The sequence below is a fragment of the Sphingomonas epibiotica genome, assembly GCF_039615155.1.
Classification (GTDB): domain Bacteria; phylum Pseudomonadota; class Alphaproteobacteria; order Sphingomonadales; family Sphingomonadaceae; genus Sphingomonas.
The window spans coordinates 65,935-83,407 of record NZ_JBDGHY010000001.1; the positions used below are offsets into that span (position 1 = coordinate 65,935).

Sequence of the window (17,473 nt, forward strand, 5' to 3'; positions counted from 1 at the left end):
TTTTCATAGATCATCGGCGTCGGCGCATTTGGCCCCTTGCGAACTATTGGGAAAATACGCCACATCATCGGCATGGAGCGCGCAACCCAGGTCGTCGGCCAGTCCGGTCCGTTTCTCGATGCCCTCGAACGGGCCAGCCGTGCCGCCGCGCTCGACCGCCCGGTACTGGTGATCGGGGAACGGGGAACGGGCAAGGAACTGGTCGCCGAACGACTGCACCGCCTGTCGGGGCGCTGGGACCAGCCGCTGGTGGTGATGAATTGCGCGGCGCTGCCCGAGACGCTGATCGAGGCGGAATTGTTCGGTCATGAGTCGGGTGCGTTCACCGGCGCGACCAAGGCGCGGGCAGGGCGGTTCGAGGAGGCCGATGGCGGCACGCTGTTCCTCGACGAACTGGGTACGCTGTCGATGGGCGCGCAGGAGCGGTTGTTGCGCGCGGTCGAATATGGCGAAGTGACGCGGATCGGGTCGTCGCGGCCGATCCGGGTCGATGTCCGCATCGTCGCCGCGACCAACGAACATCTGCCCGACCGGGTCGAATGCGGCACGTTCCGCGCCGACTTGCTCGACCGGTTAAGTTTCGAGGTGGTGACGCTGCCGCCGTTGCGGGCGCGACCGGGGGATATCATGGTGCTGGCCGATTTCTTCGGACGGCGCATGGCGGCGGAGATCGGGCGCGACGAATGGGTCGGGTTCGGGCCGAATGCGGTCGACCAATTGATGGAGCATCGCTGGCCTGGCAATGTCCGTGAGTTGCGCAACGCGGTCGAACGGTCGGTCTATCGCTGGGAACGGCCGGGGCCGATCGATCTGGTCGAGATCGATCCGTTCGCCTCGCCCTTCCGTCCGCGATCCAATGCGAGTCCTGCCGCGTCGGGGGCTGCGCCGGTCGTGGGAACGCCGACGATCGAATCTGCTGCGCCCGACGATCCGTGCGAGGATTTCAAGACTCGCGTCAACCGCTTCGAACGGCAATTGCTGACACGCGCGATGGCGGAGGCGCGCTACAATCAGCGCAACTGCGCCGATGCGATCGGGCTGACCTATGACCAGTTGCGCCATGCATTGAAGCGCCACGGAATGCTGGGGCAGGGCGGCTGACCCCCTTTTCGACACCGCCGGCCACGCCTATGGGTTCGCAGGCGTAACGACCGGAGCCAAGCGGGGTCCGCCGCGTTCGGTCGAGCGAGTTCTTTTCCTAAGGAGAATTGCCATGGCGTTCGAACTTCCGCCGCTGCCCTATGCCTATGACGCGCTGGAGCCGACCATCGACAAGGAAACGATGACGCTGCACCATGATAAGCATCATCAGGCCTATACCGACAAGCTAAACGAAGCCGTGTCGGAAGATGCGAGCCTCGAGGGCAAGTCGATAGAGGAACTGCTCGCCAATATCGGCAGCGGTTCGGCCAAGCTGCGTAACAATGGCGGCGGCTTCTGGAATCACACCTTCTTCTGGGAAACGATGAAGGGTGGCGGATCGCAGCCGTCGGGCGCGTTGAAGGATGCGATCGACGACCAGTTCGGCGGTCTCGACGCGCTGAAGGAAAAGTTCAACACGGCGGGCGCGAACCAGTTCGGATCGGGCTGGGCGTGGCTGATCGTCGGCCAGGACGGCAAGCTCGCCATCACCTCGACGCCGAACCAGGACAATCCGCTGATGGACGTCGCGCCGGTCAAGGGTACGCCGATCCTTGGCAACGACGTCTGGGAACACGCTTACTACATCACCTACCGCAATGCGCGTCCGGCGTATCTCAAGGCGTGGTGGGACGTGGTCGACTGGGACAAGGTCGGCCAGCGGTACGACGCAGCGGTGAAGTAATCCGCCTCAATAGCCCTTTCCCCTTCAGGGGAGAGGGTTGGGAGAGGGGGCTGTCCGCGAGGACGGTCCCTTTTTCGTGGGCGCGACGCTTGGGGCGTCCCCTCTCCCCGGCCCTCTCCCCTGAAGGGGAGAGGGAGTTAGTCCGCCGGGGGAAGCGGGCTGTCTTCCCCGACCTTCAGCCCATGCTTCAACAGCATCGGGATATTCGCCACCGCGAACAGCAACGTCAGCGGCACCGCCCCCCACAGCTTGAACCCGACCCAGAAATCCCAGGTCGAATGGCGCCATACGACTTCGTTCAGCACCGCCATGAACGCGAAGAACACCGCCCAGTTGACCGTCAGCTTGCGCCAGCCAAGCGTACTCAGCCCCGGATAGGCGGTTTCGAGCAATTGTTGCAGCAACGGGCGTCCGGTCACCAACCCGAAGGTCAGGATCGCCGAGAACATCGCATAGACGATGGTCGGCTTCATCTTGATGAAGGTATCGTCGCGGAAATAGAGGGTCAGCGCGCCGAACACGACGACGAGTCCCGCCGACAGCCAGAGCATCGGCGAGATATGGCCGGTCTTCCATTTCGATACGATGATCGCGATGACACTGGCGATCATGAAGGCGGTGCTGGCGATGATCACCTGCGCCAGCGAATCGACCATGTCGGGCAGGCCGATCTTTCCGGCCAGTAGGTTGGCGACGAAGAACACGACCAGAGGCCCGTAATCGAGCGCCATGCGGAACAGCGGCGAGGCGGGTTGGCGCTGCGCGGTCATTTGCGCACCCGTTCGACACCGGCGATGATCCGCGACACTTCGTTGGCGTCGAAGCCGCGCAGGTCGTCGGCGGTCTCACCCACGCCGATTGCATGGATCGGAAGACCGAACTTTTCCGCCGCCGCGACCAGCACGCCACCGCGCGCGGTACCGTCCAGCTTGGTCATGACGAGGCCGGTGACGCCCGCCATCTCCTTGAATACCTCGATCTGGTTGAGCGCATTCTGGCCCGTCGTCGCATCAAGGACGAGGACGACATCATGCGGCGCTGCCGGATTGAGCCGGCCGAGGACACGGCGGACCTTGGCCAGTTCGTCCATCAGTTCGCGCTTGTTCTGCAGGCGCCCGGCGGTGTCGACGATCAGCACGTCGATGCCGGTCGCCGTCGCCTGCTTGACCGCTTCATAGACGATGCCGGCGGCGTCGCCCCCCTCGGCACCGCTCACGATCGGTACGCCGATGCGTTCGGCCCAGGTGCGCAACTGGCCGATGGCGGCGGCGCGGAAGGTATCGCCCGCCGCCAGCATCACGCCATAATCCTGCTCGACCAGTGTCTTGGCGAGCTTGGCGATGGTGGTGGTCTTGCCCGAACCGTTGACGCCGATGACGAGGATCACCTGCGGACGCGGAAACGCCTCGATTTCCAGTGGCTTGGCGACCGGCGTTAAGACCTTTTCGATCTCTTCTGCGACGACGAGCCGAATGCCCAGTTCCTCCATGTTGCGCTCATACTGCCCTTCGGCAAGGCGCTGTCGGACGCGGGCGGCGGTGGCGGGACCGAGGTCGGAGGCGATCAGCGCTTCCTCGATATCGTCGAGTTGCGCGTCGTCGAGCCGCGCGGCGGACAGGCCGACAAGGTTGCCGGTCAGTCGGTCCGACGTCTTCTTCAGGCCGCCGAGCAGGCGTTCATGCCACGACAGGCTCATAGGGGCATTCCGATCAACTGATTGCCTTCGATCTGGGTCAGCCGCGCGGTCACGATCGAGCCGGGCGGGCAGGGGGGAAGCGAGACATCGGCAAAGCCAGGGCTGTGCCCGCGCGTGCCGGGACGTTCGACGAGGATTTCGGCGGTAGTGCCGATCTGCCGTTCGAGCCAATCGCGGTGGCGACGTTCGGCGGCGACGCGCAACGCCTGTGCGCGCGCCTTGCCGACCGGCGGTGGCACCTGCGGCATCCGCGCGGCGGGGGTGCGGGCGCGCGGGCTGTAAGGAAAGACATGGGCATGGACGATGTCGCAATCGTCGATAAGTGCGAGCGTGTTCGCCGCCATCGCGTCATCCTCGGTCGGAAAGCCGGCGATCAGATCGGCGCCGATCGCGATATCGGGACGGGCGGACTTGAGCCGGTCGACCAGCGCGACCGCGTCGGCGCGGCTGTGGCGGCGGCGCATTCGCTTCAGCACCATATCGTCGCCCGCCTGGAACGACAGATGCGCGTGCGGCATGACCCGTGGTTCGTTCGTCAGCAAATCGAACAGCTTGGCATCGATAGCTGCGGGATCGAGCGAAGAAAGACGCAGGCGGCGCAGGCGCGTACGGGCGACGATCGCCGCGACCAGATCGCCGAGCCTCGGCGTATCGGACAGGTCTTCGCCATAGCTCGACAGGTCGACACCGGTCAGGACGACCTCGGCATGGCCGGCCGAAACCAGCGCCGCGACCTGTGCGACCACGCCGTCGATTGTCGCCGAGCGCGACGGACCGCGCCCCGCGGGAATCGCGCAGAAGGTGCAGCGATGGTCGCAGCCATTCTGGACCTCGACAAAGGCCCGCGTCTGCCCTTCGAACCCGCCTGCCAGTTGCGGCGCGGTGTCGAGCACGCGGGCGAAGTCGCGGACGACGATCGGATCGGTCGAACCCCACGCGACCGGGTTCAGCTTGTCCGAATTGCCGATGACCCGGTCGACTTCGGGCATCGACGCGAACTGCGCCGGATCGATCTGTGCCGCGCAACCGGTAACGATCAGTTCCGCCGCCGGCCGGTCGCGGCGGGCGCGACGGATCGCACGGCGGGTGGCGGCGACCGCATCGTTGGTGACCGCACAGCTATTGACCACGGTCACGTCGCGATCGACGACCAGCGCGCGGATCGCATCGCTTTCGGCGATGTTCAGCCGACAGCCGAGCGTGATGATTGTGGGACCAGCGGAGGATGGCATGGGCGGTGATCTAGGGACAGGGACACGCGAAGTCCACGCGAACGCGCGGAGCGTGCTCGACTTCTGGTTCGACGAGGTCGGGCCGGAACGGCATTTCGCCAAGGATGAAGCGCTTGATGCGACGATCGCGCAGCGATTCGGGGCGTTGCGCGACGCGGTGCTGACGACCGAGGCGGAAGGCTGGCGCCACGATCGCGACACGTTGTTGGCGGCGGTGATCCTGCTCGACCAGTTTTCGCGGAACATCCATCGCGGGACCTCGGCTGCCTTTGCCGCCGACCCGCTCGCGCTGGAACTGGCGTTGATCGGCATCACGCGCGGCGACGACCGCGAATTCCCGCCACTCGAACGCTCGTTCCTGTACATGCCGTTGATGCATAGCGAGGATGCCGGCGTCGCGCGCTTCTCGCTGCGCTGCTTCGAGTCGCTGGGCAATCCGGTGAACCTGCAATTCGCCCGCGACCATGCCGACGTCCTCGCACGCTTCGGCCGCTATCCGTCGCGCAACGCCGCGCTCGGCCGCGAATCGACCGCGGCGGAGCGCGCCTATCTTAGCCGGCCCGACGCCGGTTGGTGAGGTCGGTCAGTTCGGGATCGCTCCCCCCGCCGCAATGGAGCAGCCCGCGTGCCGCCAGCATCCGCCGGGTGTCGGCCACCGATAACGGCCGGCTATAGGCCCAGCCCTGCGCCTTGGCACAACCGAGCGCAGCCAGCCGTTCGGCGATCGCGTCGTTCTCGACCCCCTCGGCGGTGATCGGCAGGTTCAGGCTTTCGCCCAGACCGATGATCGCGTGGACGATCGCCGCCGAATCGCCGTTGTCGAGCAGCGACAGGACGAAGCTCTTGTCGATCTTGATCCGGTCGAACGGCAGTGCCCGCAGATGTGCGAGGCTCGAATAACCGGTGCCGAAATCGTCGAGCGACAGCCGGACACCCTGGTTTTTGAGCGATCCCACGATCGATTGCGCCAGCGGCAGATTGTCGAACAGCGCGCTTTCGGTGATCTCGATCTCCAGCCGGTTCGCGGCAAAACCGGATTCGACCGTAGTCTTGATGATCTTCTGCGCCAGCCAGGCGTCGCGCAACTGCCATGGCGAGATGTTGACCGACAGGGTGATGCCCGGGTCCCAGTCGCGAGCGGCGGCGAACGCCTGACGCATGATCGACAGCGACAGGTCGCCGATCAGCCCGGCTTCCTCCGCGACCGGAATGAAACGATCGGGCGGGATCGGCCCTTGTGTCGGATGCACCCAGCGCGCCAGCACTTCGAACCCGCACAGCCGGCCGGTAGCCAGATCGACCTGCGGTTCAAAAAAGGGAACCACCTGTCCGGCCGGGATCGCCTGGCGCAACCCGCTTTCGATGTCGTTGCGGTCGATCAGCGCGTTCTCCATCGTCCGGTTGAACCAGGTAAAGTCGCCGCGACCCGATTTCTTGGCCGAATACATCGCGATATCGGCGGCGCGCAGCAGCGTGTCGATGCTGCCCCCGTCAAAGTCCGACCGGGCGATGCCGATCGAACAGCTCAGATGAATGCGCAGATCGTCGACGAACATCGGCTGCGACAGCGCGGTGATGACCCGGCCGGCAATGCGTTCGACGACCGCCGGATCGCGCGCGTCGAAGACGAAGGCACAGGCGAAGGCGTCGCCGCCGAACCGCGCGGTCAGCGCGGCGGGGGGCATCGCGCCGGCAATCTCCAGCGCGACGCTGCGCAGCACGCTGTCGCCCGCCGCATGGCCGTGCATGTCGTTGACCATCTTGAAATGATCGAGGTCGACGATCAGCAGCGCCACCGCCTGATCGCGCTTCGTCGCCGACCGCATCAGCGCGGCACCTGCCTCACTGAGGCTGCGGCGATTGAGGAAACCGGTCAGCGGGTCGCGCGACGCCAACATGCGCGCGCGTTCCTCGGCGGCGGATCGGCCATGCATCTCGATCCGCACGGCGCGGTGGCGGCGCCAGCCGAAAATGACCAGCGCGGCATTGATGAGCAGCGCGGTCACCAGCGGCTGCGCCACCGGTTCGCCGCCATAGAATCGATGGTCGAGCAGCCCGGAAATGACCGCGAAGCTGAGGCCGACGAACAGCAGGATCGCCGAGACGCAGATCGCCAGAGTCCAGCGTTCGCCGCCTTCCCGCGGTTCCGCCGGAGCAGGGCTGATGCCCTCGGTTCCTCTTTGACGATCCCATTCCATCGGCAATTCTTATCCCGACCATCGGTATAGAAGCGGTTAAAGCCGCCCCATCGTCCGCCATGGACCGGTCGTAGATCGTCGTCACTTGCGCCGAACCGAGTTTTGGGATAGGCGCCCCGGATCGTTTCCGTGCGGAGACGTTCAGCATTGCCGCCCATGGGCGACGCCGGCCGACGAGGTTTCGTCCGCCGGCGTGTTTTGCTTGAGCGTTTCTCGTACGGCAAGGCTGGAGTGGTACGCGTGTTCGAGAGTCTGAGTGACCGGCTGGGAGGAGTGTTCGATCGCTTGCGCGGTCGTGGCGCACTGACCGAAGCCGACGTTCGCACCGCGATGCGCGAAGTCCGCGTCGCGCTGCTCGAAGCCGATGTGGCACTGCCGGTCGCGCGCGAATTCGTCGAGAAGGCGACCGAAGCGGCCGTCGGCCAGAACGTCCTACGCTCGATCACGCCGGGGCAGCAGGTCGTCAAGATCGTCCACGACGCGCTGGTCGACATGCTGGGGCCGGACACGGCCGAACTCGACGTCGCGGTCACGCCGCCCGCCGTCGTGATGCTGGTCGGTCTGCAGGGTTCGGGCAAGACCACCACCACCGCCAAGCTCGCCAAGCTGCTCGCCAAGCGCGAGGGCAAGAAGGTGATGATGGCGTCGCTCGACGTCAATCGCCCGGCGGCGCAGGAACAGCTGGCAGTGCTCGGCACGCAGGTCGAGGTCGCAACGCTGCCGATCGTTACCGGGCAGCAGCCGGTCGACATCGCCCGGCGCGCGCTGCAATCGGCGAAGCTGCAGGGCTATGACGTCGTCATGCTCGACACGGCGGGCCGTCTGCACGTCGATCAGGCGCTGATGGACGAGATGAAGGCGGTGGCGGAGATCGCCCGGCCGAACGAAATCCTGCTGGTCGTCGACTCGCTGACCGGTCAGGACGCGGTCAACGTCGCGCAGAACTTCTCCGAACAGGTGCCGCTGACCGGCGTTATCCTGACGCGCATGGACGGCGATGCGCGCGGTGGCGCCGCGCTGTCGATGCGGGCCGTAACCGGCAAGCCGATCAAGTTCGCGGGCACCGGCGAAAAGCTGGATGCGATCGAGCCGTTCCACCCGAAGCGCGTTGCCGGCCGGATCCTCGGCATGGGCGACGTCGTCTCGCTGGTCGAGAAGGCGGCGCAGTCGATCGAGGCCGAAGATGCCGAGCGCATGGCTGGTCGCCTCGCCAAGGGTCAGTTCGACATGAACGACCTGCGCGGGCAGCTGGCGCAGATGCGGCGCATGGGCGGCCTCGGTGCGCTTGCCGGCATGATCCCCGGCATGAAGAAGGCGCAGGCGGCGATGGCCTCGGGCGCGGTCGATGAAAAGATCTTGCTGCGCATGGACGCGATGATCACGTCGATGACGGTCAAGGAACGCGCCAAGCCTGAGCTGATCAACGCCAAGCGCAAGATCCGTATCGCCAAGGGGTCGGGCACCACGGTGCAGGACGTCAACAAACTGCTGAAGATGCATCAGGAAATGCAGTCCGCGATGAAGAAGCTCAAGAAGATGGGCGGCATCAAGGGCATGATGGCGATGCTCGGCAAGGGCGGCATGGGCGGCCTCGGCAACGCGCTGGGCGGTCCGGGGCTCGGCGACCTGATGAGCAAGGCAGGCGGCGAGATGCCGGGCCTGCCGGGTCTCACGGGTGGCAAGGGCATGCCGCAACTGCCCCCCGGCTTCGAAAACCTCATCAAGAAGAAGTAACCGCCGGTCGGAACCGGCTTACACAGACCAACGAAGGAAGAAGAATAATGGCACTCAGCATCCGTCTGTCGCGTGGTGGCTCGAAGAAGCGTCCGTACTACCGCATCGTCGTCGCCGACGCGCGCAGCCCGCGCGACGGTCGCTTCATCGAGAAGATCGGCACCTACAACCCGCTGCTGGGCAAGGAAGACGAGAAGCGCGTCGTGCTCGATGCCGAGCGTGCGACCCACTGGCTGGGCGTCGGCGCGCAGCCGACCGACCGCGTCGCCCGCTTCCTCGACAAGGCCGGCGTGAAGGAACGCGCTGCCCGCAACAACCCGAACAAGGGCAAGCCGGGCGAGAAGGCCGTCGAGCGCGCCGAAGAGCGTGCCGAAAAGGCGAAGGCCGCCGAAGAAGCCGCCGCCGCTCCGGCCGAAGCATAAGGGGTTCCGTCGGCGCGTCTTTTCGGGCGCGCCGGCACCCTATGATCGTCGTCATGCGTTCCGGATCTACCTGAACAGGAGCATGAATGATGATCGATCCCGAACAGCAGTCGAACCATGACGAAGACGCCACCAATGCCGGCCAATCGGCGGAAGAACCCGCCGAAGGCCGCGACGACGCCCCCGCGGGCGGCGAAGGCTCGCCCGACGCCTGAACCGGCGGCGGCGGTCCGTGACCGGGTCGTGCTGGCAGCGATCGCCGGTGCGCATGGGCTGAATGGCGAGGTTCGGCTGAAGCTGTTCACCGACGATCTGTCGGCATACCCGAAGTTGAACGGCGGCGCACTGACGCTGATGTCGGTGCGTCCCGCCACCAACGGCGTCATCGGCAAGTTCCGTGAAATCGCCGACCGGACCAAAGCCGAGGCAATGCGCGGCACCGAATTATGGATCGGCCGCGACCAACTGCCCCCGCTGGGCGAGGGCGAATATTACCATGCCGACCTGCTGGGGTTGCCGGTGGTGTCGAGCGAGGGCGAGACGCTGGGCCAGGTCGTCGCGATCGACGATTTCGGCGCGGGCGACGTGATCGAAATCGAACGCCCCGACGGCAAGCGCTTCATGGTACCGATGCAGCCGCAAGCGGTCCCCGAATGGAACGCCGAACGGCTGGTGGTCGACGCGCTGTTCGCCGCCGACTGATCAGCGATTGGCAGCGGCGGTGAACGCCTGCCGCACCGATTCGGGCGCATTGAACAATCGCCGTTCGAGCCGCGCGAGCAACGCGTCGGTGTCGGCGCTGCCTTTCTGAGCGCGCTCCATGCTCCAGTAACCGAATTCGCGGGCCTCGACCGGACGATCGGACAGGATCGTCAGCTCCTCATGCCGCGGGTCGGCGGCGATCCGGGCGAAGGTGGCGGCGACGCTACTCTCCGGCCCCTCGATCACCTGCAGGAACAGGCCGTCCTGATACCACAGCAACCCGGTAACCCCGTCGACGGCATTGTTGTGCCGCGACTGCTGCACGATCCGGTCGACATCGACACCGGGTGCGCACCGGCTGGCGTAGAATAGCTGACGAAAGGGCGGCGCGGTCACAAACATCGGATACGGTTCCCGCCGCGTTCGATCAAGTCACTTCGCGGTCGCCGATCGTTCCCAATCCGGAATGGTCGGCGCCGGACCAAATTCGGCCCGTGCCGACCTCACCGCCGCAACGGGCGGCGTTCGCTCAGCAGGTTGCGGATCGTCGTCGCCGCAACCCCGGCCTCGCCCATCGCATGGCTGATCTGATCTAGGCCCTTCACCACGTCGCCGGCCGCGAACAGCCCCGGGAGCGACGTGCGCTGGTGATCGTCGACCTCCAGGCAGCCGTCCGTGCTCGCCCGCGCCCCGGCCGCAACCGCCAGTTCGGAGCGAATGTGCGATCCGAGCGCCGGATAGACACTGTCGAAGGCCATCTCGCCGTCGGCGGTGCGCACGACGAACCGGTCGCCATCGATCCGATAGTCGCCGCATGGTCCGTCGACGCGCTGGATGCCGGCTGCGTCGAGTTTTTCCAAACAGGTATCGTCGAGATCATGGTCGCTGTCCGGGGCGATCAGCGTGACGTCGGCGGTATAACCGCGCAGGAACAGCGCTTCACGCATGCCGTGATCGCTGGTGCCGATCACGCCGACCCGCCGGTCGGTGACCTCATATCCGTCGCAGATCGGACAATAGCGCAACAATCCCTGCGCCAGCGCCACGTCATGGATGGCGTCTTCCAGCCCGCGCGGCCGATGATTGACGACCCCGGTCGCGAGCAACACGCTGCGCGCTGCCACGACGCCGTCGGCGGTGACGATGCGGAAGTCCTCGCCGTCGCGCTCGATCGCGTCGACCGTCGCGGGGGTGCAGGTCGCGCCGTACGTCCGCGCCTGTTCGTGCATCCGCGCCAGCAATTCCTTGCCGGCAATGCCACCGGGAAAGCCGGCATGATTATGGGTGCGCGGGATCATCGCTGCCCGGCTCGATCCGCAATCGAACATGCGGATCGTCAGGTGGAACCGTGCGAGATAGATGGCGGCAGTGAGCCCGGCGGGGCCGGCGCCGACGATGACGCAATCAACCGTTTCGGGATCGGGGGCATGGGAGGTCGCCGGCATGGAGGCGCAAATGAAGCGGATGGGCTTTCGTTCCCCCGAACAAGCGGGCACAGGCTGCCGAATGACTTTCGCCGTGACCGTGCTGACTCTCTATCCCGAAATGTTTCCCGGGCCGCTCGGCTTGTCGTTGGCCGGCCGGGCGCTGCGTGAGGAACGCTGGTCGCTCGACACGGTGCAGATCCGCGACTTCGCCACCGACAAGCATCGTTCGGTCGACGATACGCCGGCCGGGGGCGGGGCGGGGATGGTGCTGCGCGCCGATGTGCTGGCCGCCGCGCTCGACAGCGTGACCGATGGCCGCCCGGTGCTCGCGATGACGCCGCGTGGAAAGCCGCTGACGCAGGGCCGGGTACGCGAACTGGCGGCGGGGCCGGGCGCGATCGTGCTGTGCGGCCGTTTCGAGGGGTTCGACGAACGGCTGTTCGAAGCACGCGCCATCGAGCCGGTCGCGATCGGCGATTATGTGCTGTCGGGTGGCGAAATGGGCGCGCTGGTGCTGCTCGATGCTTGCGTTCGGCTGCTTCCCGGCGTAATGGGCGCGGCTTCGAGTGGTATCGAGGAAAGCTTCGAAAGCGGCCTTCTCGAATATCCTCAATATACCCGACCTGCTGAATGGGAAGGGCGTGTGATCCCCGAAGTGTTGCGATCGGGGGATCATGCGAGGATCGCCGCGTGGCGCAAGTCACGATCGGAATCCGACACACGGCTATGGCGGCCGGATCTGTGGGAGCGTCACGTCGACGCTCGGGTCCAGTCGCCCTCTGGCGCGCACAGGCAAGACGAAGGTCAGAAGAAATGAACCTCCTCCAGACGCTCGAAGCGGAACAGATCGCCAAGTTCCTTGAATCGAAGTCGATCCCCGAATTCCGCGCCGGTGACACCCTTAAGGTCGGCGTGAAGGTCGTCGAAGGCGAGCGGACCCGCGTGCAGAACTATGAAGGCGTGTGCATCGCACGTTCGAACGCCGGCATGGGTTCGTCGTTCACCGTCCGCAAGATGAGCTTCGGTGAAGGCGTGGAGCGCGTATTCCCGCTCTATTCGCCGAACATCGATTCGATCGAAGTCGTCCGTCGCGGTGTCGTGCGGCGCGCGAAGCTCTATTATCTGCGCGGTCGTACCGGCAAGTCGGCGCGTATCGCCGAACGCCGCGATCCGCGTCCGGTCAAGGCGACCGCCGCCGAGTAATCGGTGCGGGCGTGATTGCGCCAATGGGGCGCGGTGGCCATCGGTCACCGCGCCCTTTTTCTTTGGTCGATATCTGGTGGCGCATCGCCGAATTGCTGCCGAACCACCCCTTCCATCGAAGGGGGAGGTTGGGAAGCGAGCCGCACCTGACGGCAAGACGACGGAGGTCTACCCCCCGTCCGGTCCACCAATCGGCGCCGACACGGTGAAGCGCAGCCCCGGCGCATTGTCGCTTTCCTCGATCACGCCATCCAGTCGCTTGACCATCGCGGTCAGCATGCGCGTGCCGAAGCCGGTGCGGTTGCCGACGCGCCCGCGCCCGCGATCGCTGACCGTCAGGCGGAACCGATTGCGGAACCGCTCCAGCGTCACCGCGATCGGACCCGGCTTGCCCTCATAGGCATATTTTTGGGCATTGATGACCAGCTCGACCAGCACCAGCCCGACCTGCACTGCCGCATCGGCGGAGATCAGCATCGGCGACAGATCCATCGTCAGTCGCCCGTTCCATTCGGCACCCATGGACGACTGCATCTCGGTCAACAGGTCCTCGATATAGCGGCCAAGGTCGATGACGGTCACGGTATCATCGGAATAGAGCCGGCGATGGACCAGCGCGACCGCCGACAGCCGCCGTTGCGCCTCACCCAGATGGCGGGTCAGCGTCTCGTCATTCTCGGCGGTCGCCTGCATCGCAAGGAAGGCGACGACCAGTTGCAGGCTGTTCTGCACCCGGTGGTTGACCTCCTTGATGAGCGTTTCCTGCTGCGCGAGCAGCGCGTCTTTGTCGGTGACCGCCCGCGACAATTCGCGGTTCAGTTCGCTGATCCGTCGCCGTTGGCGTACGTCGAACAACAGGCGCGACAGCCGGTGCGCCGCCTCCACCTCCGCCGGGGTCCACGGACGCGCGCGCCCGCGTATCTCCTCGCTCCACGCGGCGAACGACGCGCGGGGGGTCAGCGGCTGGTCGGGCGTGTCGCTGACCGCCTTGTGCGGGTTGCCGGCCCATTGGATCGTCTGCAACGTCTCGGCGCGGAACCACATCAACACCACCGGCTCCTCGGCCGACAGCGTGATCGCGAGGATGCCGCTGGCCAGGTCGCGATAGGCGTGCGCCTCGGGCAGGCGTAGTTCGAGTGCGGCGCTATGCGTCAGGATCGAACCCTGCTGCCGAACCCAGCGCGACAGGTCGGCGATATCCTCACGCGCCGGCACATGGCCCGATGTATGCAGGACGGCACCGCGTTGCAGGGCGAAGCCGTCGGCACCCAGCATGCGTTGCAGGTCGTGACCGATCAGCGCGGCGGTCTGGTCCGGGTCGCTGTCGAGTGCCAGCCGCTGGGCCAGCGCATCCTCGGCTGCGCGCAGCCGCAGCCGTTCCCGATATTCGGCGGCATCTTCCTTGGCGCTGACCTGTTGGGCGAACGATGCCGCGACCAGTTCGCACGTCTTGCGCTGGAGATAGGACAGGCTGCGCGGGGTGCGGTGGTGGCAGGCGACCAGCCCCCACAACATGCCGTCCTTGACGATCGATACCGACGCCGATGCCGCGACGCCCATATTGCGCAGATACTGGACATGGATCGGCGATACGGCACGCAGACCTACATCGCTCAGGTCGATATTGCGCATTGCCGGGTCGATGCCGGTGATCGGGGCGGGGGTGTAGGCGACGTCGGGGATCACGCGCACCCGATTGCGGACATATAGCGCGCGCGCCTGTCGCGGAATGTCGGACGCCGGGAAATGATGGTTGAGGAACCCGTCCATGTCGGGGGCATGGCGTTCGGCGACGACCTTGCCCGAGTCATCGTCGAGAAAACGGTAAATCATTACCCGGTCGAACCCGGTCAGCCGCGAGAAGATCGCGGCGGCGCGCGCGCTCAGATCGTCGAGGTCGACGGCGCGCGCGAACTCCTCGCCGCCATGTTCGATCCAGGTCAGCGCGTCCTCGGTTCCCGGCTGGCCCGGTGCGGTCGGCTCGATCTCGACCAGCCACTGGGCACCGGCACGGCTCGCGACGACCGAGAACGCCCGGTCGTTGATCGTGCCCAGCGATACCGGGCCGGCGATCGTCGATCGCAGGACGCCGACTGCCTCGTCCCCGATCAGCGGCCCGACCGATCCGCCCAGCCAAGCGTCGCCCAGCAGCGCGGCGACGTCGCCCGCGCCGCCGGTGATCCGCTCCTGCACGGGATCGACGATCAGCAACACGCCGTGTGGCTGGATCGCGCCGGGGATATGGATCGGCTCGCGATCGCACGCAGTCAGATCGGGTCCCAGATCGGATGCCGAATGGGCATCTGCCTGCCGCGGCGCATCGAAGTCTGCATTCGTCGCCAACGGTCGGCCTTTCGTGGTCATGATGCGACCCGACGACGAAGTTCGCAGCGGGAAGTGCTTGCAGTAAAAGGACTAGGGCGTTCGATCAACCGGCTCCGGTCGGGCCGTCCAGCACATGACGCACCCGCCCTGCCAGATCGGGACGCTTATAGGGTTTGCCGATCAGGTCGAACTCGGTTCCGCGCGCGTCGACCCGCTCGATCGACGCCTCGGCATAGCCGGTGGTCAGCAGCACCTTGAGCCGGGGCCGCTGCCGCCGGGCTTCGCGCGCCAGCATCACCCCGTTCATCCCGCCGGGCATGATCAGGTCGGTGAACAGCAGGTCGATCGGCGTTCCGCGTTCGAGGATGTCGATCGCTTCGGGACCGTTGCCGGCGCGCAGGACGGTATAGCCGAAATCGTTCAGGATCGCCTCGGCAAGATCGCCGACGTCGCGCTGGTCCTCAACCACCAGAATCGTCTCGTCACCCCGTGAGTCGCGCTCGCTGTGCGTACGGCGGCGACGGATCGGTTCGGCAGCGTCGCTCGCTGCGGGGAACAGCAGGTGGACGGTCGTGCCCTTGCCTTCCTCGGACTCGATCCTCAACGCACCATCGGACTGTTTCATGAAGCCATAGACCATCGAAAGGCCGAGGCCTGTGCCCTGTCCCTGGTCCTTGGTCGTGAAGAACGGCTCGGTCACTCTCGCCAAAACCTCCGGCGACATGCCCGCTCCGGTATCGGCGATCGACAGCCCGATATACTTGCCTTGCCGCGCATCGGAGAAACGCGGGTCGGTGCCGTCGACACAGACATGCTCGGCGGAGATCGTCACCCTGCCGCCGTCGGGCATGGCGTCGCGCGCGTTCATCAGGATGTTGAGGATCGCCGTTTCCGCCTGGACCGGATCGATCCGCGCGTTGCATTCGCTGCTGCACGGGTTGACCTCGATCTCTATCTTTGCCGACCCGATCGTCCGCTTCAGCATCGGCAGGAGGTTCGCGACCAGATCGTCGATGCTGGTCACCCGTCCTGACAGTTTTTGCTTGCGGGAAAAGGCGAGCAATTGCTGCGTCAGTTCCGCACCGCGCTCCGCCGCCTCGACCACCGCGCGCAGCGACCGGCTGGTGCGGGCGGGGTCGATCGGCTTTTCGTGGCTGCGCTCGACCTGAGTCAGCACGACATCGGTAAACCCCTGAATTACCGTCAGCAGATTGTTGAAATCATGCGCGATCCCCCCGGTCAGCTGGCCGACCGCTTCCATCTTCTGCGCCTGCCGCAAGCCTTCCTCGGCATCGCGGCGGCGAGTGACGTCGAGCTGCGAGGCGAAGTAATAGCGTAGCTCGCCTTCGCCATCGAGCACCGGCGAAATGAACAGCGCGTTCCAGAAGGCACTGCCGTTCTTCTTGTAGTTGATGATCTCCACCGACGTCTCGCGGTGCCGGCGGATCGCTTCGGAAATCTCGGCGACGGTGTCCGGATCGGTATCGGGTCCTTGCAGGAAACGGCAGTTCCGTCCCAGCACCTCGTCGGCGGCATAGCCGGTCATCTGCAGGAAGGCGGGATTGGCGAAAATGATCGGATTGTCGTCCTGCCGTGGATCGGTCACGATCATCGGCATCCGCGTCGTCTTGACCGCCGCGAAGAAGATTCCGTTCGCCGGGTCGTGCATGTCTCCCTCCGCCATCGCCGGCTGGCGATGCACGGGATCGAGGGGCTTTTCCGGACTGGACGGCGAATGCATGGACGAAGTCTACCGGTTCGAGTTCTCGGCTAAAGATCGCGAACGGCGGCTTTGGTTCCGCCCATTCGGACCCGGATCGCCGCGCCGCTCGTTGCATCGCGTATGAATCCCGTCCGCCAAGCCATTGCCCGACAGGTCCGCGCGTTGACCGGGGCAGGGGACGGTGCGATCGACCTGACCCGCCCGCCCGGCGATGACGGGCTGTTCGGCCCGCAATCGGTAAGCTGGCGCGTGCATGGCGATTTTTCGTCGATGATGATCGGCGGTACGGCGGCGTTGCTGGTGCAGATGCTCCATCCCGGTGCGCTGGCGGGCGTGTGGGATCACAGCAATTTCCAGCGCGACATGCTCGGCCGGCTGAAGCGTACCGCCCAGTTCATCGCCGCCACCACCTATGGCAGCACCGCCGAGGCCGAGCGGCTGATCGGCCGGGTGCGGCAGATTCACGACCGGGTCCACGGCGTGCTGCCCGACGGCAAGCCTTATGACGCGAACGACCCGCATCTGCTGACCTGGGTGCATGTCGCCGAAACCGATTCGTTCCTGCGCGCCTATCTGCGCTACCGCGATCCGAACCTGTCGCGGGCCGATCAGGACCGCTATTTCGCCGAGAATGTGGTTGTTGCCGAGCGGCTGGGCGCGACCAATGTCCCCGACAGCCGGGCAGCGGTCGATGCATGGCTGCTAGCGGTCCGGCGCGAACTGCGCTGCGACGAACGCACGCGGACGGTGCGCGACGCCCTACTGCACCAGCCGCTGCCCAATCCGCTGCTAAAGGGATTCGGCGCGCTCAATACCGCCGCGGCGATCGACCTTCTGCCGCCGTGGGCAAGGGCGATGCTGGAGTTGCAGCCGCACAGCGTCGGCGTCCGCACCGGCGCGCACGGCATGGCGCGGGTGTTGCGCTGGGCACTGGGCGGATCGGCGTCCGAACGGACGGCGCGCGCACAGGGTTAGAGCAGAATGAC

At 65.9% G+C, this 17,473-nt stretch carries 18 protein-coding genes; 10 read left to right on the forward strand and 8 right to left on the reverse strand.

Going from position 1 to position 17,473, the window contains the following annotated elements; all coding sequences use genetic code 11:
- Positions 1-72 precede the first annotated feature (72 nt).
- A complete protein-coding gene (gene pspF, locus AAIO73_RS00370; protein ID WP_345875512.1) occupies positions 73-1,101 on the forward strand; it encodes a phage shock protein operon transcriptional activator in 1,029 nt (342 codons plus the stop codon).
- Between the two features lie 112 nt (positions 1,102-1,213).
- Positions 1,214-1,825: a superoxide dismutase gene (locus AAIO73_RS00375; RefSeq protein ID WP_345875513.1), complete on the forward strand. Its 612-nt coding sequence runs from the start codon at positions 1,214-1,216 to the stop codon at positions 1,823-1,825.
- A gap of 137 nt (positions 1,826-1,962) precedes the next feature.
- Here the strand turns inward: AAIO73_RS00375 and AAIO73_RS00380 are convergent, their stop codons facing one another.
- Genes AAIO73_RS00380 through mtaB form a run of 3 tightly spaced genes read right to left on the reverse strand, consistent with a single transcriptional unit; the run spans position 1,963 to position 4,753 of the window.
- Positions 1,963-2,595: a septation protein A gene (locus tag AAIO73_RS00380; RefSeq protein WP_345875514.1), complete on the reverse strand. Its 633-nt coding sequence runs from the start codon at positions 2,593-2,595 to the stop codon at positions 1,963-1,965.
- Positions 2,592-3,521: a signal recognition particle-docking protein FtsY gene (gene ftsY, locus AAIO73_RS00385; RefSeq protein WP_345875515.1), complete on the reverse strand. Its 930-nt coding sequence runs from the start codon at positions 3,519-3,521 to the stop codon at positions 2,592-2,594. The genes AAIO73_RS00380 and ftsY overlap by 4 nt, the downstream gene beginning before the upstream one ends.
- A complete protein-coding gene (gene mtaB / locus AAIO73_RS00390) occupies positions 3,518-4,753 on the reverse strand; it encodes a tRNA (N(6)-L-threonylcarbamoyladenosine(37)-C(2))-methylthiotransferase MtaB (protein WP_345875516.1) in 1,236 nt (411 codons plus the stop codon). The genes ftsY and mtaB overlap by 4 nt, the downstream gene beginning before the upstream one ends.
- On the opposite strand from mtaB, the gene AAIO73_RS00395 reads away from it, so the two are divergent.
- On the forward strand, positions 4,725-5,330 hold the full coding sequence (locus tag AAIO73_RS00395) for a DUF924 family protein (protein ID WP_345875517.1): 606 nt from the start codon (positions 4,725-4,727) through the stop codon (positions 5,328-5,330). The two genes, mtaB and AAIO73_RS00395, sit on opposite strands and share 29 nt — an antisense overlap.
- Here AAIO73_RS00395 and AAIO73_RS00400 read toward each other — a convergent pair.
- Positions 5,305-6,951 (reverse strand): putative bifunctional diguanylate cyclase/phosphodiesterase, encoded by a 1,647-nt coding sequence (locus tag AAIO73_RS00400; protein WP_345875518.1) that lies wholly within the window; start codon positions 6,949-6,951, stop codon positions 5,305-5,307. The genes AAIO73_RS00395 and AAIO73_RS00400 overlap by 26 nt on opposite strands.
- A 240-nt stretch (positions 6,952-7,191) precedes the next feature.
- Between AAIO73_RS00400 and ffh the strand changes: the two genes are divergently transcribed.
- The 4 genes from ffh (at position 7,192) to rimM (ending at position 9,809) form a co-directional block, all read left to right on the forward strand.
- On the forward strand, positions 7,192-8,685 hold the full coding sequence (gene ffh, locus AAIO73_RS00405; protein WP_345875519.1) for a signal recognition particle protein: 1,494 nt from the start codon (positions 7,192-7,194) through the stop codon (positions 8,683-8,685).
- A gap of 47 nt (positions 8,686-8,732) precedes the next feature.
- On the forward strand, positions 8,733-9,107 hold the full coding sequence (rpsP, locus tag AAIO73_RS00410) for a 30S ribosomal protein S16 (protein WP_242117527.1): 375 nt from the start codon (positions 8,733-8,735) through the stop codon (positions 9,105-9,107).
- Between the two features lie 86 nt (positions 9,108-9,193).
- Complete coding sequence (locus AAIO73_RS00415; RefSeq protein ID WP_345875520.1) at positions 9,194-9,322, forward strand: hypothetical protein; 129 nt, start codon at positions 9,194-9,196, stop codon at positions 9,320-9,322.
- A gap of 28 nt (positions 9,323-9,350) precedes the next feature.
- Positions 9,351-9,809 carry a ribosome maturation factor RimM gene (gene rimM, locus AAIO73_RS00420; RefSeq protein ID WP_345875521.1) on the forward strand — a complete coding sequence of 153 codons (459 nt, stop codon included), beginning with the start codon at positions 9,351-9,353 and terminating at the stop codon, positions 9,807-9,809.
- On the opposite strand, the gene AAIO73_RS00425 is transcribed toward rimM, so the two are convergent.
- Both AAIO73_RS00425 and AAIO73_RS00430 read right to left on the reverse strand, forming a co-directional pair.
- Entirely contained in the window at positions 9,810-10,205 is a 396-nt protein-coding gene (locus tag AAIO73_RS00425) for a BLUF domain-containing protein (protein ID WP_345875522.1), read from the reverse strand. It lies immediately after the preceding gene.
- Between the two features lie 107 nt (positions 10,206-10,312).
- A complete protein-coding gene (locus AAIO73_RS00430; RefSeq protein ID WP_345875523.1) occupies positions 10,313-11,254 on the reverse strand; it encodes an NAD(P)/FAD-dependent oxidoreductase in 942 nt (313 codons plus the stop codon).
- Between the two features lie 61 nt (positions 11,255-11,315).
- Here AAIO73_RS00430 and trmD point away from each other — a divergent pair, with 61 nt between their 5' ends.
- Together trmD and rplS are read left to right on the forward strand one after the other, a co-directional pair.
- Positions 11,316-12,053 (forward strand): tRNA (guanosine(37)-N1)-methyltransferase TrmD, encoded by a 738-nt coding sequence (gene trmD / locus AAIO73_RS00435; protein ID WP_345875524.1) that lies wholly within the window; start codon positions 11,316-11,318, stop codon positions 12,051-12,053.
- Positions 12,050-12,439 carry a 50S ribosomal protein L19 gene (gene rplS, locus AAIO73_RS00440; protein ID WP_345875525.1) on the forward strand — a complete coding sequence of 130 codons (390 nt, stop codon included), beginning with the start codon at positions 12,050-12,052 and terminating at the stop codon, positions 12,437-12,439. Before trmD ends, rplS begins: the two co-directional genes overlap by 4 nt.
- A gap of 168 nt (positions 12,440-12,607) precedes the next feature.
- Here the strand turns inward: rplS and AAIO73_RS00445 are convergent, their stop codons facing one another.
- On the reverse strand, positions 12,608-14,782 hold the full coding sequence (locus AAIO73_RS00445; RefSeq protein WP_345875526.1) for a histidine kinase dimerization/phosphoacceptor domain -containing protein: 2,175 nt from the start codon (positions 14,780-14,782) through the stop codon (positions 12,608-12,610).
- Positions 14,783-14,867: 85 nt separating this feature from the next.
- Complete coding sequence (locus AAIO73_RS00450) at positions 14,868-16,505, reverse strand: histidine kinase famiy protein (RefSeq protein WP_345875527.1); 1,638 nt, start codon at positions 16,503-16,505, stop codon at positions 14,868-14,870.
- Between the two features lie 102 nt (positions 16,506-16,607).
- On the opposite strand from AAIO73_RS00450, the gene AAIO73_RS00455 reads away from it, so the two are divergent.
- Entirely contained in the window at positions 16,608-17,462 is an 855-nt protein-coding gene (locus AAIO73_RS00455) for an oxygenase MpaB family protein (protein ID WP_526023738.1), read from the forward strand.
- Positions 17,463-17,473: the final 11 nt, after the last annotated feature.

Coding starts and splice junctions, on each gene's coding strand:
- pspF (WP_345875512.1), top strand. CDS start 73: ATGGAGCGCGCAACCCAGGTCGTCGGCCAGTCCGGTCCGTTTCTCGAT.
- AAIO73_RS00375 (WP_345875513.1), top strand. CDS start 1,214: ATGGCGTTCGAACTTCCGCCGCTGCCCTATGCCTATGACGCGCTGGAG.
- AAIO73_RS00380 (WP_345875514.1), bottom strand. CDS start 2,595: ATGACCGCGCAGCGCCAACCCGCCTCGCCGCTGTTCCGCATGGCGCTC.
- ftsY (WP_345875515.1), bottom strand. CDS start 3,521: ATGAGCCTGTCGTGGCATGAACGCCTGCTCGGCGGCCTGAAGAAGACG.
- AAIO73_RS00395 (WP_345875517.1), top strand. CDS start 4,725: ATGATTGTGGGACCAGCGGAGGATGGCATGGGCGGTGATCTAGGGACA.
- mtaB (WP_345875516.1), bottom strand. CDS start 4,753: ATGCCATCCTCCGCTGGTCCCACAATCATCACGCTCGGCTGTCGGCTG.
- AAIO73_RS00400 (WP_345875518.1), bottom strand. CDS start 6,951: ATGGAATGGGATCGTCAAAGAGGAACCGAGGGCATCAGCCCTGCTCCG.
- rpsP (WP_242117527.1), top strand. CDS start 8,733: ATGGCACTCAGCATCCGTCTGTCGCGTGGTGGCTCGAAGAAGCGTCCG.
- AAIO73_RS00415 (WP_345875520.1), top strand. CDS start 9,194: ATGATGATCGATCCCGAACAGCAGTCGAACCATGACGAAGACGCCACC.
- AAIO73_RS00430 (WP_345875523.1), bottom strand. CDS start 11,254: ATGCCGGCGACCTCCCATGCCCCCGATCCCGAAACGGTTGATTGCGTC.
- trmD (WP_345875524.1), top strand. CDS start 11,316: ATGACTTTCGCCGTGACCGTGCTGACTCTCTATCCCGAAATGTTTCCC.
- rplS (WP_345875525.1), top strand. CDS start 12,050: ATGAACCTCCTCCAGACGCTCGAAGCGGAACAGATCGCCAAGTTCCTT.
- AAIO73_RS00450 (WP_345875527.1), bottom strand. CDS start 16,505: ATGCATTCGCCGTCCAGTCCGGAAAAGCCCCTCGATCCCGTGCATCGC.
- AAIO73_RS00455 (WP_526023738.1), top strand. CDS start 16,608: ATGAATCCCGTCCGCCAAGCCATTGCCCGACAGGTCCGCGCGTTGACC.